The organism is Caballeronia sp. LZ008 (genome assembly GCF_031451435.1).
In the GTDB taxonomy this organism is placed as follows: domain Bacteria; phylum Pseudomonadota; class Gammaproteobacteria; order Burkholderiales; family Burkholderiaceae; genus Caballeronia; species Caballeronia zhejiangensis.
The window spans coordinates 954,826-970,898 of the sequence record NZ_JARUXK010000001.1 but is presented as its reverse complement, the minus strand read 5'-3'; the positions used below and the strand labels follow the sequence as shown (position 1 = coordinate 970,898).

Genomic DNA, 16,073 nt, shown 5'->3' with positions numbered 1-16,073 from the left:
ACAACATCTCCGATTCTCGAACATGCCAGAACTGTTTTGGAAATTGATCGCGGGCGTGGCGGGCTTTCTCGCCGTCGCGACCGTGACAGGCGCCATCCTCGCCGCCCGGCCGAATGGCAAGAGCGCGACCATCGTCAACCTCAATGAACGCATCCGCGCGTGGTGGGGCATGGTCGCCGTCATGGCGATCGCCATTGGACTCGGCGAGACTGCAACTTATGTGGTCTTCGCGCTACTGTCATTCCTCACGTTGCGCGAGTTCATAACACTCACCCCGACCACGCCGAGCGATCACTCGACGCTGTTCCTCGCGTTCTTTGTCGCGGTTCCCGTTCAGTACATTCTGCTTGGCATCAACTGGTACGGCATGTATTCCATCTTCGTACCGGTGCATCTCTTCTTCGCGATGTCACTGGTATCGGCGCTGACGCAGGATACGCGCGACTTTCTGAGTCGCAATGCACGCATTAACTGGGCGCTGATGGTCTGCGTCTACGGCCTGAGCCACGCCGCCGCGCTCCTGACGCTCGACATTCCCGGCTATCGCGGGCAGAACGCGTTATTGCTCTTCTACTTCCTGCTCGTCGTGCAGATCAGCGATGTCTTGCAGTACGTCGTGGGGAAACTGTTCGGCAAGCGCAAGATCGCACCCGTGCTTTCGCCTTCTAAAACGGTCGAAGGCTTCGTCGGCGGTGGCGCGCTGGCGACCCTTTGCGGCGCGGCGCTTTACCGGATCACGCCATTCGGCTTCGGCGCGGCGCTCGGCATGTCGTTCGCCATCGTTCTGGCGGGGTTCATCGGCGGGCTGGTTCTTTCAGCGGTGAAGCGTTCGCTCGGCGCGAAGGACTGGGGCTCGATGCTCGCCGGACACGGCGGCATGCTCGATCGTGTCGATTCGATCTGCTTCGCCGCGCCTGTGTTTTTTCATCTGGTCAGATTCGTTTATGTGTGACGTCTGCGAGCCCGCCCCGCCCCACCGCTCCGCTAGAATCGAGCCTTCAGCGCAACGGCCGCGCTCTACGAAGAAAACGGGCACTCATGAAAATCGCCACCTGGAACGTCAATTCCCTCAAAGTCCGCCAGCAGCATGTCATCGACTGGCTCGCGCTCTCGGGCGTCGACGTGCTGTGCCTTCAGGAACTGAAGCTCCCCGACGAGAAATTTCCCCGCGCCGAACTCGAAGCCGCCGGCTACAAAAGCTGGTTCGCCGGGCAGAAGACGTACAACGGCGTCGGCATTCTGGTGCGCGCCGATGCGGGCTTCGAAGTCGATGAAATCAGCGTCGTGCGCAACATTCCCGGATTCGAAGATCTGCAGCAACGCGTGATCGCCGCGACGATCGACGGCGTGCGCATCATCTCCGCGTATTTCCCGAACGGACAGGCGCCCGGCTCCGAGAAATTCGCCTACAAGATGCGCTGGCTGGACGCACTGCGCGAATGGTTGCGCGAAGACATGGCGCGTCATCCGCAGCTCGCGTTGCTGGGCGATTACAACATCGCGCCGGAAGACCGCGACGTGCACGATCCGAAAGCATGGGAAGGCCAGAACCTCGTGTCGCCCGAAGAGCGCGCGCACTTCGCGCAACTCGTCGGGCTCGGCCTGACCGATGCCTTCCGCAAGTTCGAGCAGGCCGAGAAGCTCTTTACGTGGTGGGATTATCGGATGATGGCGTTTCGCCGCAACGCGGGGCTGCGCATCGACCACATCCTGCTGTCGGCGGAACTGGCCGCGCGCTGCACGTCATGCGAAGTCGACAAGGTGCCGCGCAAGTGGGACCAGCCGTCGGACCACGCGCCCGTGATCGCGACGATCGGCTGATCCCGTCGTAACGACGTTCACGCGTCGAGATGCAACTCCTGAATCTTGCGCGTGATCGTATTGCGGCCGATGCCCAGACGCTCCGCCGCCTCCACCTTGCGCCCGCGCGTGAAGTCGAGCGCCTCGCGGATCACCGCCGCTTCGAAACGGCGCGCGAGTTCGTCCATGACATCGGCGGAATTCTCGCGCAACAGTCGCGCGACTTCCGTGCGCAAGCCGTTCTCCCACACGCTCGCCGCGACGCCCGCCGGCGCCGCCGCGATCGGCGCGGATCCGGCGCCGTTCACGGCATTGGGAACCGGCGCGACCGCGCCATCCGTCGATACGGCGAGACTCTCGGCGCTCACCTCCTGACGCGACGTGAGATCGGGCGGCAGATCCTTCTGCTCGATCACCTGCGCGGGCGCCATCACCGTGAGCCAGTTGCACAGGTTCTCCAGTTGACGCACGTTGCCGGGAAACGGCAGCGACGCGAGATACGCGAGTGCATCGTCCGACACGCGCTTGGGCTCGACACCCAGATCGCGCGCGCTCTTCTGCAGGAAGTGTCGCGTGAGCAGCGGAATATCCTCGCTGCGTTCGCGCAACGCCGGCAGACGCAGCCGAATCACATTCAATCGGTGATACAAGTCCTCGCGAAACAAGCCCTGCCGCACGCGCGATTCGAGATTCTGATGCGTCGCCGCGATCACGCGCACGTTCGCCTTCAGCGGATTGTGCCCGCCCACGCGATAGAACTGCCCGTCCGACAGCACGCGCAGCAGGCGCGTCTGGAGGTCGAACGGCATGTCGCCGATTTCATCGAGAAAGAGCGTGCCGTTCTCGGCTTGTTCGAAGCGGCCCTGACGCATCGCCTGCGCGCCGGTGAACGCGCCGCGCTCGTGCCCGAACAGTTCGGACTCCAGCAGATCCTTCGGAATCGCCGCCGTGTTCAGCGCGATGAAGGGTCCGTTTGCGCGTGGGCTATGTCGGTGCAAGGCGCGCGCGACAAGCTCCTTTCCGGTGCCTGATTCGCCCGTGATGAGCACGGTCGCCGCCGAATGCGACAGACGGCCGATCGCGCGGAACATGTCCTGCATCGCGGGCGCCTGACCGAGCATCTCGGGCGTCTCGGTCACGCGCTCGTCGACCGACGCTTCGCCGCGCATGCTTTCATCCACGGCGCGGCGGATCAGCTCGACGGCCTTGTCGACATCGAATGGCTTGGCGAGATATTCGAAGGCGCCGCCCTGAAACGCGGCCACTGCGCTGTCGAGATCCGAGAACGCCGTCATGATGATGACAGGCAAGCCCGGCAAGCGGTCGCGCACGGTCTGCAGCAGTTCCAGCCCGGACCCGCCCGGCATGCGGATGTCCGAGACGAGCACTTGCGGGCTTTCTCCTTCGAGCGCGGCAAGCGCGTCGCGCACGCCGGAGAAGCTGCGCGTCGTGAAGTTTTCTCGTGCGAGCGCCTTTTCCAGCACCCAGCGGATGGATTGGTCGTCGTCTACTATCCAGATCGGCTTCATATCGTTCGGCGAGAAGTCTTCGTGTGGTTCGGTGTGAGCCCGTCGAAACGGTCAGGCGTCAAAGCATGCGGCACTACGTTCCTTGGCGTGAAGTCGCTGGTCAATTCTCGAACGGCAACAGGATGGCGAACTCGGTACAGCCCGGCCGGCTTTCCACTTCGATCAGCCCATCGTGCTGATGCACGAACGACTGCGCGAGCGTGAGGCCGAGACCGCTGCCGTCTTCCCTGCCCGATACGAGCGGAAAGAAGATCCGGTCGCGGATTTCGCTGGGGATGCCGGGACCGTTGTCAGTGATATGCAAGTCCAGTGCCAGTTTGTGCAGCTTCTTGCCGATGGTCACCTTGCGCGCGATGCGCGTGCGCAGCTCGATCTTCGCATCGCCTTGTGAGATGCGTTCCTTCAGCGCTTCGGCCGCGTTGCGCACGATGTTCAGCAGCGCCTGAATCAACTGTTCCTTGTCGCCGCGCAGGTCGGGCACGCTCACGTCGTAGTCGCGCTCGATCGTGAGGCCGCGCGGAAACTCCGCGAGGATCACCGCGCGCACCCGCTCGCAGACTTCGTGGATGTTCACGTCGCCCACGATATGCGGATGCCGGTGCGGCTCCAGCAAGCGATCGACGAGCGTCTGCAGCCGATCCGATTCCTTGATGATGACCTGCGTGTATTCGCGCAGTTCGTCGCGTTCGCGCGCGCCGAGTTCGAATTCGAGCAACTGCGCCGCACCGCGAATGCCGCCGAGGGGATTCTTGATCTCATGCGCGAGATTGCGGATGAGCTGCTTGTTGACCGCGGTGAGATCGTGGATACGCTCTTCGCGGTCCGTGCGCAGATGTCGCTCGTTCTCGAAGAGTTCGAGCAGCACGTATTCCGGCGCGGCTTCCAGATAGCCGACGATCGCATGCACATGCACCGGCTCGCGATTCTGCCTCTCGAGCACCGCGTCGAGCCGCGTCGCATTGAAGCGGTTCTCGGCGATCGACGCGATCGTGGTCGCGAGCTCGTCCGCGTTCGCGAAGAGGTCGGGCCAGTTCGTCTGCGTCAACTGCTTGCGCGACATTTCCAGCATCGCTTCGGCCGATGGATTCGCATACGCGATCCGCAGATTGCGCACGTCCAGAACGAGCACGTTCGTGGGCAGCGCCTCGAAGCCGGGCAGCAGTCCGCTTGCCGCGAGCTGCGTATTGTCGGAAAGCGCATCGGCGTGGCCTTTGCGCGCCTTGATCAGATTCTTGAGCACCATCGTGCAGTCGATGAGGTCGTTCGTGACACCGATCTTCTTATCGTTTCATGACACTGAGCAGCGATTAAAAAAGGGACGGCGCGCCGTCCCTTTGGATCACTGTTCAGCACACGTCGCGCGCCTCATCGGACTGCTCACGACAAAACGCGCTTCGATCATGCTGCTTTACAGCGAGTAGTACATCTCGAACTCGATCGGATGCACCGCCTGACGATAACGCTGCAGCTCGTTCGTCTTCAGTTCGATGTATGCGTCGAGCATCGAATCCGTGAACACGCCGCCGCGCGTCAGGAACTCGCGGTCCGCGTCGAGTGCGTCGAGCGCCTGGTCGAGGCCCGCGCAAACGGTCGGGATCTTCTTGTCTTCTTCCGGCGGCAGGTCGTACAGATTCTTGTCCGCGGCTTCGCCCGGGTGAATCTTGTTCTGCACGCCGTCGAGACCCGCCATCATCAGCGCGGAGAAGCACAGGTACGGGTTCGCGAGCGGATCCGGGAAGCGCGTTTCGATACGGCGGCCCTTCGGATTCGAGACGTGCGGAATACGGATCGATGCCGAACGGTTGCGAGCCGAGTAAGCCAGCTTCACCGGCGCTTCGAAGTGCGGCACGAGGCGCTTGTACGAGTTCGTGCCCGGGTTCGTGATCGCGTTCAGCGCGCGCGCATGCTTGATGATGCCGCCGATGTAGAACAGCGCGAATTCCGACAGACCCGCGTAGCCGTTGCCCGCGAACAGGTTCTGACCGTCCTTCCAGATCGACTGGTGAACGTGCATGCCCGAACCGTTGTCGCCGACGACCGGCTTCGGCATGAACGTCGCCGTCTTGCCGTACGTGTGCGCCACGTTATGGATGATGTACTTCATCTGCTGCAGCCAGTCCGCGCGCTGAACCAGCGTCGAGAACTTGGTGCCGATTTCGTTTTGGCCCTGGCCCGCCACTTCGTGGTGATGCACTTCGACCGGAATGCCGATCTGCTCGAGCAGCAGACACATTTCCGAGCGGATGTCCTGGAACGTGTCGACGGGAGCGACCGGGAAGTAGCCGCCCTTCGTGCCCGGACGGTGGCCGGTGTTGCCGCCTTCGAATTCCTTCGCCGACGACCACGGTGCTTCTTCCGAGCCGATCTTCACGAACGTGCCCGACTGGTCCGTGTTCCACTGCACCGAGTCGAAAATGAAGAATTCCGGCTCCGGACCGAAGTAGGCGGTGTCGCCGAGGCCCGAGCTCTTGAGATAGGCTTCCGCGCGCTTCGCGAGGGAACGCGGGTCGCGCTCGTAGCCCTTGCCGTCGGCCGGCTCGACCACGTCGCAGGACAGAACCAGCGTCGATTCTTCGAAGAACGGGTCGATGAAGGCGGTGTTCGCGTCCGGCACGAGCAGCATGTCCGACGCTTCGATGCCCTTCCAGCCTGCGATGGACGAACCGTCGAAAGCGTGGCCGCTTTCAAATTTGTCTTCGTCGAATGCCGAGACCGGCACGGAAACGTGTTGTTCTTTGCCGCGCGTGTCGGTGAAGCGGAAGTCGACGAACTTGACGTCCTCGTCCTTGACGAGTTGCATGACGTCGGCCACGGATTTACTCATTACCTATCTCCTGATTAACAAAAGTCGGCGAATCGCTTCGCCGCCCCGACCAATCCTGTACATCGATTCAATCGAGGATGGAAAAGCAGCTTCCGTGCCAAGCGCACCATCTTCGCGCTAAGCGCTTGAAGCAGCGCGCGTTTTGGGTGAAACCACTTCGCTTTCGATGGCGGCGTTCGTGTCGCCGTCTCCGCGTCGAGCACCAAATCAGTGCAGCACGGTTTGTCTGATATTTCTTCAGCACGTTTATAGTGCATCCGAGTCTTCTTGCACCAATTTCGCGCGCGGCGTCGAAACTGCGCGCCACGCTAGAATGATTCTTTGCGCCTACGGAGACCCATACGTCATGAGCACGCTCGAACAGCTGTATGCCCAGGCCGGCAAACGCGCCGCCGAAAACAATCTGACCTACGCGGGCGCGTTCTCACCCGCCGAAGCATTTGAATTACTGCAACTCGACCCGCGCGTACGCCTCGTCGACGTTCGCACCCGCGCCGAACTCGATTGGGTCGGCCGCCCGGCCATCGATGGCGCTCAGTACGCGCACATCGAATGGATTCGCTACCCCGGTTCCGTGCCAAACGCCGAGTTTATCGAACAATTGCGACAGGTCGCCACCCCGGATACGCCTGTCGTGTTTTTGTGTCGCAGCGCCGCGCGCTCGAAGCTCGCTGCGGTCGCGGCGCAGAAGGAAGGCTACGCCCAGGCGTACGACCTGCTCGAAGGCTTCGAAGGCGACAAGGACGGACAGGGGCATCGGAAAACGGTATCGGGATGGTGTTTCCGCAAGCTGCCCTGGATCGGGGCTTGAAGGTTTTGCTCAAGCGCGCGCGTCGAGCAAGGTGCGCACGCGCCTGACCCTCGCTTCATCGACGGGCGCCAGAGACTTCCCATCGACGCGCACGCCCGAGCCAAAGTGCACCGCTTTCACGCGCGTCGATGCGACGAACGGCGCGACCGCATCGACGGTCAATCCGGCGCCCGCCAGAATCGCGCAGCGCGTTCCCGCCGCGTTTTCGACGAGCTTCGAAATCGCTTCCTGAGCGTCCAGCACTGAAGGCTTGCCACCCGACGTCAGCACATTCGTGACGGCACCGAACTGCAGCAGCGTATCGAACGCAGCGAGCAGATCGCGTGTTTCGTCGAATGCGCGGTGAAACGTGAGCTGCAGGCCATCCGTTGCTTCGATCACGCGCGCGAGGCCGTCGGTGTCGACGGAGCCATCGGCGCGCAGCATCCCCACGACGATCGCGTTCGCGCGCGTCTTCGCGATCGCGCGAACATCGCGCAGCATGACCGCGTAGTCGTCGGCATCGTAGACGAACGAGCGGCTGTGCGGCCGCACGATCACGTTCACCGGAATCCCGACCGCCTCGATCACCGATTCGATCAGGCCGATGCTCGGCGTCAGTCCGCCCTCGCCCATCGCGGTGATGAGTTCGAGACGGTCCGCACCGCCGCGCTCGGCTGCCCGCGCGTCGGCGACGGTCGTGGCGATCACTTCCAGCAGCGTCACTTCGCTTCCTCCGGCGGCACTTCCACGACTTCACCGCCGAGCGCGATCACGCCCTCGCGCAGCACGTCGAACGCCGCGTTCGCCTGCTCGGGATCGCCCTTCACGCCCAGATCGATATGCGCGCGCTCGTAAAGCGCCCCGCGCGTAGCATCGCCGACGCTCGGCAGGCTGAACGCACGCACGCCCTCGAAGTCGCGCTCGATCGAAACCATCAGCGGCGTGATGCGCGACTCGGGCAGGCCGAAGACGAGCAGCGACCGCTCGACATGCGGCGTCGCGTGATGCAGATGCGCGTACTTCGTGTCGAGCACCCATTCGATCATCGGCCAGGCCATGACCGGAAAGCCCGGCACGAAATGATGATCGCCGACCGAAAAGCCCGGAATCTTGTTGTAGCTGTTCGGGATGATCTCTGCGCCGCGCGGAAACGTGCCCATGTTCAGCCGATGCAAGTTCTCCGGCGACTCCAGCTCGACCGGCTTGCCTGCCTGCGCCGCCGTGTCGCGGATGCGCGCGCGGATCAGTTCCGCCGCTTCGGGATGCAGCTCCAGCGGCACGCCGAGCGCCTTGGCGGCGCACTGGCGCGTGTGGTCGTCGGGCGTCGCGCCGATGCCGCCCGTCGAAAACACGATATCGCCCGATGCGAACGTGCGCGCGAGCGTCGCGGTGATGCGCGCGGGATCATCGCCGACGTATTCGGCCCAGTCGAGCGACAGGCCGCGCGCGCCCAGCAGTTCGATGATTTTCGGCAGGTGCTTGTCGGTGCGGCGGCCGGACAAGATTTCGTCGCCGATGATGATGACGCCAATGCCCATGAATGCCCCTTTGCTTTTTTCGTGCTTACAGTGAAACGTCGCGGGATTCGACCGTGATCGCCGGGAATTGCGGCTCGCTCGCGCGCAAGCGCTCCAGCGCGTGCAGGCAGTAATGCGCGAACCAGAGCGCCGAAAACACGAGGATGAACGCATACGCCCAGATCGTCACGGCGGCGACGACCGGAAAGAGCGGCAAGAGCCAGACGGACCATGCCCAGAGCATCGTCGGGACAGAACTGAGCAGGCCGCTCACGATGCCGATCGCAAGCAAGGGCCAGCGTGCATCGCGCACGATCGCGCGGCGCTCGTCGGCGCTCGCGTGAAGCGCGAGCGCGTCGTAAGTCATCACGCGATACGTGAGCCAGCCCCACAACAGCGGCGGAATCAAGGCGAAGAACGGCGGAATGAGCCACAGCGGCAGCGTGACGACGAGCAGCACGAGACAGACGACCGTGGTCACGACCGAGTGTCCGAGACTGCCGTACCACGAGCCGCCGCGCCGCTCTTCGAGCGATGAGTAATGACCTTTCGGGCGACGTGTGAGGAGCTTGACGACGCCCGGCATCGACAACGTGGCGATGAGCAGCAGCACCGTCACGACGATCAGCGGCACCGTCATGATGACGACGAGAAACGGCGCGATCACCGCGTGCAGCGACGAAAAGCCGACGGCATCGAAGAGACGGTACATCCACGAGGTCAGCGCCCACGCGCTGAGCCAGTCGTTGGCGGCGCCGGTAAGCGTCTGCCAGAAGAACCAGAGCACCGCGCCCCAGACCACGGTGGCGACGCCGAAGGGCATCAGCGTCAGCCAGAGCATGCGCGGATGAAAGACGTTCGCAAGCGCGCGCACGAACGAACGCAGCAAGTCACTCATGCGTGATTCTTAAAAGAAGAAGGAACCGACAGGATAAACCAGCGCCGCGCACGGGCGCTGGTCGAACCGGAGACGTTCAGACGGCCGCCGAGTTGTCGGAAGCGGATGCACCCGCACGGCGAGCGGAAAGGCGCGCGGCGATGCGCTTGAACGCGAGCCAGTGCTGTTCGACGAAGCCGTCGCCGTAATGGACGGGCGCAACGCCCGGCGCACCGAGCTGGTCGCGAATGCCCGTCGGCTCGACGGTGCGGTCGAACGACGCCGAGCGGAAGATGATGTCCCAGAACGAGAACAGCACGCCGAAGTTGCAACCGTAAGTCGTGCCTTCGTGACCGAAGCCGATCGCGTGATGGCGGCGATGAAACGCCGGACTTACGACAATGCGCTCCCCGAGCCAGCCGAAGTGCATGCGGATGTTCGCGTGCTGCACGCTCTGCATGAAGTTGGTGATGGCGACGAGCACGACGAACTGCGACGGCTCCACGCCGATCACGAGCGCGACGCACGCGAAAAAGCTCGCCTGAAGAACGTCGTCGAGCAGATGGTTGCGGTCGTCGGTCCAGAGCGACATCTTCTGCTGGCTGTGATGCACCGCGTGCAGTTCCCACCAGATGCCGAAACGATGCTCCAGCCGGTGATACCAGTATCCCGCCAGATCGAGAATGAGCAGATAGATGACGAACGTGACGAGCGGCTGCGTCGTCACGCCGGGCCACAGGTTGTCGATCTCGAGATTCGGCACGTTATGGAGGCGCAGCCAGCTCTGCATCGAATCGAAGAGCGGCTGGAACGTGAAGAAGAAAAACAGATTGAGGATGCCGAGCTTGACGATCCACGTGTAGAGCACGTCCACGCGCACGCCTTTGCGGTCTTTCCACTCCTCCGCCGGGCGGAAAGCTTCGAGCGGCCGCAGGATCGCGTACATCGCGAGCACTTCGAGCACGCCGACGATCACCCAGTACAGCGCGTCGTAGGTGTCTTCGTCGTAGTCCATCATGCCGATCTTGAACAGGACCGGCTGCACGACATCGACGTAGAGCTGCGTCTGAAGCCAGGAAACGAGACCGTCCAGCGACGAAAGAATGGAATGAAACATGGTGCTCCGTGGTGCGTGCGGCCGTCCGGGACCGGCCATCCCTCAATCGTAGTACAGGGCGCGAATGCGCGCCCTGTTTGCTTACGCCCCGTTCGGCGCCGTCACCGGCGCGCGATTGTAGAAGTAGATGCCGTGCGGCGAGCGGCCGACCTTGATGGTTTCGATCAGCTTACGATTCGCCAGGTCGATCACGCCGACGTGCTTCGCGAAGCGGAACGTAACCCACAGATACTTCTTGTCGGCGGAAAGTTCCATGTCGTCGGGGCCGGGCAAGAGACCGGTGATGTCGCCGACGTTCGTGAGCGTGTCCTCGTCGATGATGCTGATCGTGTTCGCCACGCGATTAGAAACGAGTACGTGCTTGCCGTCGACCATCGAGCGGAAGTTGTGCGCGCCCTTGCCGGTCGTGATGGTCTTGACGACCTTCTGGTTGCGCCAGTCGACCACGGCCACGTAATCCGCGCCGGTCATGCCGACGAGCAGATATTTGTCGCCCGGCGTGAGCCAGACGCCCGCGGGCACCTTGCCGACCTTCATCTTCCATTTGACGGTCTGCGTCGGCAGGTCGATCGCCGCGATTTCGCCGGACACCTGCAGCGAGATGAACGCGGTCGAGCTGTCGTTCGTGAACGCGATGTGGCTCGGCATCGTGGCGAGCGGCAGGCGCTTCGCGACGCTCAAATTCTTGCCGTCGAAATGATAGATATCGAGGCGGTCGAGACGCAGACCCGTCGAGACGAACCATTTCTTGTCCGGCGAAAAGCCGAGCTGATACGGATCTTCGATGTCCTGCACCCAGCGCTGGAACGCGCCGGTTTTCGGATCGACGAACATCAGGTTGTTCGACACCGAATTCGCAACGATCAGCGATGAGCTGTCGGGCGTGGGCATCAGGTGATGCGGCTCTTTGCCCGTCGGCACGGTGCCGACGACCTGATGCGTGTTTTCGTCGATGAGACTCAGCGTGGCTTCCGCCGAGTTGAGCACGATGACATTGTTGGCGAGTGCTGCGGAGGCGACCAAGGCGGCGCCGGTTGCGATGGCTGCGCGTGCGGCGAAGGCACGCACACGGCCGGAACGGAAAATATTGCGCATGAAAAGTAGGCTTCGGAGGGCAGGCGTCATTGTAGAACGTTTGCCTCGCGCGGCGGGTTGACGAGCGAGGTCTTTTTGCGCAATACGTTGATTCTTTGCGTCTTTCCAGCGGAAACCTAACGCTGCATCGATTCCCACACCTTGTGGAGGCGTTTTACCGAGACCGGCATCGGCGTGCGCAGTTCCTGCGCGAACAGCGATACGCGCAATTCCTCCAGCAGCCAGCGATATTCGGCAAGCCGCGCATCCGCGACGCCGCCGCGCTGCGATAACGCGCGCTGATAGTTCTGCGCGAGCGGCTGCAGATCGGCGGCGAGACGCGCGTCGCGGGCCGGATCGGCCTTGAGCTTGTCGACGCGCTGCGCGATCGCCTTCAGATAGCGCGGAAAATGCGCAAGCTGCGCATACGGCGTATCGATGACGAAACGCTTGCCGATGAGCGCGCTCAATTGCGCCTGCATGTCCGCATAGGCCGAAGCGAACGATTTCACCGACGCCAGCTTTTTGGCGAGCGCCGCATATTCGTTGAGGATCGTGCCGACGAGCCGCGCGATTTCGTTCGCGAGCAGCGTCAGACGCCCTTTCGCGGCGTCGCGGCGCGCGTGGAAGCTGGCGTCGTCGTCGGGCAGCGGGTCTTGCAGGCACGCGCGATCGAGCGCCGTTTCCACGATCTGATCGCGCAGTTCGTCCGCCGTGCCGAGCGCCATGTATTGCATCGACATCTCCCGCAGGCCCGGCAGATTTTTCTCGAGATAGCGAATCGGCTCGCGCAACTGCAGCGCGAAAAGCCGGCGCAACCCCGCGCGATGAATACGCACCGCTTCCTCGGGCGAATCGAACACTTCGACGTCGCAATGCGTGCCGCGATCGACGAGCGCCGGATAGCCGAAGAGCGTCTGCCCGCGCCGGCGGATTTCCAGCAGCTCGGGCAGCTTGCCGAAGTTCCACGTCGTCAGGTTCTCGTAGAGCGCGGTGCCTTCGCTTGCCGGTTGCTGTGCGGGCGGCGTATCGGAGTCCCCGGAAAGCGCATCGAACGCCGCCGCCGACGTCAGTTTCTGGAACTGCTGCTGCGCCTGCCCGCCGAGTTCCGCGCGCAACTGCGCGAGATTGCGGCCCATCGCGAGCTGGCGGCCGTGTTCGTCGATCACCTTGAAGTTCATGAACAGGTGCGCGGGCAGCGTTTCCAGCTTGAAATCGGCGCTTTTCACGGCGATTTGCGTCTGCTCGCGAATATCGGCGATGAGCGAATCGACGAGCGCGCCCGCGCCGAACTTCGGCCCGCCATGACGCCCGGCGAAAGCCGCGGCGTATTCCGGCAACGGCACGACGTGACGGCGCAGCTTCTGCGGCAGCGACTTCAGCAGCAGTTGCACCTTCTCCTTGATCATGCCGGGCACGAGCCATTCGACGCGGCGCGCATCGACCTGATTCAGCCCGTAAAGCGGCACTTGCAGCGTGACGCCGTCGCGCGGCGAACCCGGCTCGAAGTGATACGTCAGCGCCATTTCGATGCCCGACATCGTCATGCGCTTCGGAAACAGATCCGTCGTGACGCCGGCAGCTTCGTGACGCATGAGGTCGTCGCGCGACAGGAACAGCAGCTTGTCGTTGCCCTCTTTCTTCTGCTCGTCGCGATACCAGCGCTCGAACGCCGCGCCCGTCCAGATGTTTTCGGGGATCAGCGAATCGTAGAAGCCGTAGATGAGTTCATCGTCGACGAGCACGTCCTGACGGCGCGACTTGTGTTCCAGTTGCTCGATGTCCGCGACGAGCTTGCGGTTGTGCGCGAAGAACGGCAGACGCGTATCGAATTCGCCTTCGACGAGCGCCCCGCGAATGAACAGTTCGCGCGCGTATTTCGCGTCCTGCTTGCCGAAGCTCACGCGCCGACGCGCATACACCGTCAGCCCGTACAGCGTCGCGCGTTCGTAGGCGACGACCTGCGCGGCCTTCTTCTCCCAATGCGCGTCCGATAGCGATTTCTTCAGCAGATGCGCGCCGACCGTTTCGAGCCATTCCGGCTCGATCTTCGCGATCGTGCGCGCGTAGAGGCGGCTCGTCTCGACGAGTTCGCCCGCCATCACCCAGCGCCCCGCTTTCTTCAAGAGCGCCGAGCCCGGCCAAAGAAAGAACTTGATGCCGCGCGCGCCGAGATAATGCGGCTCGTCGTCGGCCTTGAGACCGACGTTGCCGAGCAGGCCCGTCAAGAGCGACAGATGCACCTGCTCGAAGGTCGCATCCGATTCGTTCAGACGCCAGCCGTGCTCGCGCACGACCGTCAGCAGTTGCGAATGCACGTCGCGCCACTCGCGCAAACGCAGATGCGACAGGAAATTCGCGCGACACGCATCCGCGAGCTGCTTGTTCGATTTCTTGTGCGCGACCGCTTCCTCGAACCACTTCCAGATGCGCGTCCACTGCAGAAATTCGGAGCGCTCGTCGACGAACTGCCGATGCGCCTGATCCGCCTGCTCCTGCGCCTCGATCGGCCGGTCGCGCGGGTCCTGCACCGACAGCGCCGACGCGATGATCAGCACTTCCGCGAGCGCATGATGATCGCGCGCGGCGAGAATCATGCGGCCGACGCGCGGATCGAGCGGCAGGCGCGCGAGTTCGCGGCCGAGACTCGTCAGCGCGTTGTCGTCATCGACGGCGCCGAGTTCGTTCAGCAATTGATAGCCGTCCGCGATCGCGCGGCCCGGCGGCGGTTCGATGAACGGAAACGTTTCGATCGCCGTCAGATGCAGCGACTTCATCCGCAGAATCACGGCCGCGAGCGACGAGCGCAGGATTTCGGGATCGGTGAAGCGCGGCCGCGCGGCGAAATCGGCTTCGTCGTACAGACGGATGCACACGCCGTCCGCGACGCGCCCGCATCGGCCCGCGCGCTGATTCGCCGCCGCCTGCGACACCGGCTCGATCTGCAGTTGCTCGACCTTGTTGCGATACGAATAACGCTTCACGCGCGCCATGCCGGTATCGACCACGTAGCGGATGCCCGGCACCGTCAGCGACGTCTCCGCGACGTTCGTCGCGAGCACGATGCGCCGCGCGTTCGACGGCTTGAACACGCGCTCCTGCTCCTGCGCGGAAAGACGCGCGAAGAGCGGCAGGATCTCCGTATGCGGCGGATGATGCTTGCGCAACGCTTCTGCGGCATCGCGGATTTCGCGCTCGCCGGGCAGGAACACGAGCACGTCGCCGGGACCGACGCGGCACAGTTCATCGACGGCATCGACGATGCCTTCCATCAGATCGCGATCGGCTTTGCGATCGTTGCGTTTGGGCGCCGTGCCCTGCGCGTTCCTGATCGCCTCGCTTTCCTCTTCGATCGGCCGATAACGTACTTCCACCGGATACAGCCGTCCGCTCACCTCGATCACCGGCGCGGGCTTTTCGTCGCTGCCGAAATGGCGCGCGAAGCGTTCTGCGTCGATGGTCGCGGACGTGACGATCAGCTTCAGATCCGGGCGTTTCGGCAGGATTTCCTTCAGATAACCGAGCAGAAAGTCGATGTTGAGGCTGCGTTCGTGCGCTTCGTCGATGATGATCGTGTCGTAGGCGGTCAGCAGCGGATCGGTCTGCGTTTCCGCGAGCAGAATGCCGTCGGTCATCAGCTTGACGGACGCGCCGGGCGCCAGATTGTCCGTGAAGCGCACTTTGTAGCCGACGACTTCGCCGAACGGCGTGCCGAGTTCCTCCGCGATGCGCCGGCCGGTCGCCGAAGCGGCGATGCGGCGCGGCTGCGTATGCCCGATCAGCCCGCTGCCGCCCGCGCCGAGACCGCGTCCGAGCGCGAGGCAGATCTTCGGCAATTGCGTCGTCTTGCCCGAGCCGGTTTCGCCGCTGACGATCACGACTTGATTCGCAGCGATCGCGCGCGCGATTTCCTCGCGTCGGCCGGAAACGGGCAGCGCTTCGGGAAACGTGATCGGCGGAATGGGATTCGGCGTGACGACGCGCGGCGCGCGCGGCGGACGTTGCTCGCGAGGCGGGCGCGTTTCGGCCGGGCGTTCGACGTGCGACGGACGTGCTCCAACCGGGCGTTGTTCGCGCGGCGGACGTGCATCAACCGGGCGTTGTTTGCGCGGCGGGCGCGTTTCGGCCGAAGGTTCGACACGCGGCGCAGGTTGCGGCTGCGGCTGGCGCGCTTCGACGGGCTTCGGCTGCTGAACGCGCGCCGGACGCTGCGGCCGCGCACCTTGTTCACGCCTCGCGTCTTCGCGTTTCGGGGGCGCTTGCGTGGCAGCTTGCGCCGTGTCGCGCGGCTTCGGCGGACGTTGCGCCGTGACTTCCGCTTTCGCGGGCCGCTCTTTCGATTGCGCCGCCTTCTTCGGTTGCGAAGGAGCCTCCGCCGCCGCTTTCCCGCCCGCGAACCGCTGCGCGGCGCGTTCCTTCTTGCTCAAACCCGCCGCTTCGCCGGAATCGGACGTGCCCGCGCCCTCCCGCGTCTCGCGCAGCAGATTTTCACGCAGTTGTCGCAACTGCTCCTGAGTATCGAGGGATTTGTCGGCGGACTGA

General features: G+C 63.5%; 12 protein-coding genes. 3 read left to right on the top strand and 9 right to left on the bottom strand.

The features are described 5' to 3' along the window. The first annotated feature begins 22 nt into the window (after nucleotides 1–22). Nucleotides 23–952, top strand: a complete 930-nt coding sequence (locus tag QCE49_RS04560) for a phosphatidate cytidylyltransferase (RefSeq protein WP_034474132.1) — start codon at nucleotides 23–25, stop codon at nucleotides 950–952. 86 nt (nucleotides 953–1,038) lie between these two features. Continuing rightward, nucleotides 1,039–1,821 (top strand): exodeoxyribonuclease III, encoded by a 783-nt coding sequence (gene xth, locus QCE49_RS04555; protein ID WP_008350523.1) that lies wholly within the window; start codon nucleotides 1,039–1,041, stop codon nucleotides 1,819–1,821. A 17-nt stretch (nucleotides 1,822–1,838) separates the two neighbouring features. Here the strand turns inward: xth and ntrC are convergent, their stop codons facing one another. The 3 genes from ntrC to glnA form a co-directional block, all read right to left on the bottom strand. Then, complete coding sequence (ntrC, locus tag QCE49_RS04550) at nucleotides 1,839–3,329, bottom strand: nitrogen regulation protein NR(I) (protein WP_008350524.1); 1,491 nt, start codon at nucleotides 3,327–3,329, stop codon at nucleotides 1,839–1,841. A gap of 100 nt (nucleotides 3,330–3,429) precedes the next feature. Continuing rightward, complete coding sequence (gene glnL / locus QCE49_RS04545; RefSeq protein ID WP_008350525.1) at nucleotides 3,430–4,572, bottom strand: nitrogen regulation protein NR(II); 1,143 nt, start codon at nucleotides 4,570–4,572, stop codon at nucleotides 3,430–3,432. A 165-nt stretch (nucleotides 4,573–4,737) separates the two neighbouring features. Continuing rightward, nucleotides 4,738–6,153: a type I glutamate--ammonia ligase gene (glnA, locus tag QCE49_RS04540; protein ID WP_008350526.1), complete on the bottom strand. Its 1,416-nt coding sequence runs from the start codon at nucleotides 6,151–6,153 to the stop codon at nucleotides 4,738–4,740. Nucleotides 6,154–6,499: 346 nt separating this feature from the next. Between glnA and QCE49_RS04535 the strand changes: the two genes are divergently transcribed. Next, complete coding sequence (locus QCE49_RS04535; RefSeq protein ID WP_008350527.1) at nucleotides 6,500–6,964, top strand: rhodanese-like domain-containing protein; 465 nt, start codon at nucleotides 6,500–6,502, stop codon at nucleotides 6,962–6,964. 9 nt (nucleotides 6,965–6,973) lie between these two features. Here QCE49_RS04535 and QCE49_RS04530 read toward each other — a convergent pair whose 3' ends face one another. The 6 genes from QCE49_RS04530 to hrpA all read right to left on the bottom strand — a co-directional run bounded on the left by QCE49_RS04530 (nucleotide 6,974) and on the right by hrpA (nucleotide 16,036). Then, nucleotides 6,974–7,669, bottom strand: coding sequence for a copper homeostasis protein CutC (locus QCE49_RS04530; protein WP_250456472.1), 696 nt, complete (start codon nucleotides 7,667–7,669; stop codon nucleotides 6,974–6,976). After that, nucleotides 7,666–8,484: a molybdopterin-binding protein gene (locus tag QCE49_RS04525; protein ID WP_008350529.1), complete on the bottom strand. Its 819-nt coding sequence runs from the start codon at nucleotides 8,482–8,484 to the stop codon at nucleotides 7,666–7,668. The genes QCE49_RS04530 and QCE49_RS04525 overlap by 4 nt, the downstream gene beginning before the upstream one ends. Before the next feature lie 25 nt (nucleotides 8,485–8,509). Beyond that, nucleotides 8,510–9,361, bottom strand: coding sequence for an EI24 domain-containing protein (locus QCE49_RS04520; protein WP_008350531.1), 852 nt, complete (start codon nucleotides 9,359–9,361; stop codon nucleotides 8,510–8,512). A 76-nt stretch (nucleotides 9,362–9,437) separates the two neighbouring features. Beyond that, nucleotides 9,438–10,457, bottom strand: coding sequence for a sterol desaturase family protein (locus tag QCE49_RS04515; protein ID WP_008350532.1), 1,020 nt, complete (start codon nucleotides 10,455–10,457; stop codon nucleotides 9,438–9,440). An 81-nt stretch (nucleotides 10,458–10,538) separates the two neighbouring features. Further along, nucleotides 10,539–11,552 carry a beta-propeller fold lactonase family protein gene (locus QCE49_RS04510; RefSeq protein WP_034474119.1) on the bottom strand — a complete coding sequence of 338 codons (1,014 nt, stop codon included), beginning with the start codon at nucleotides 11,550–11,552 and terminating at the stop codon, nucleotides 10,539–10,541. 116 nt (nucleotides 11,553–11,668) lie between these two features. Beyond that, complete coding sequence (gene hrpA / locus QCE49_RS04505; RefSeq protein ID WP_250456474.1) at nucleotides 11,669–16,036, bottom strand: ATP-dependent RNA helicase HrpA; 4,368 nt, start codon at nucleotides 16,034–16,036, stop codon at nucleotides 11,669–11,671. Between the last annotated feature and the right edge of the window lie 37 nt (nucleotides 16,037–16,073).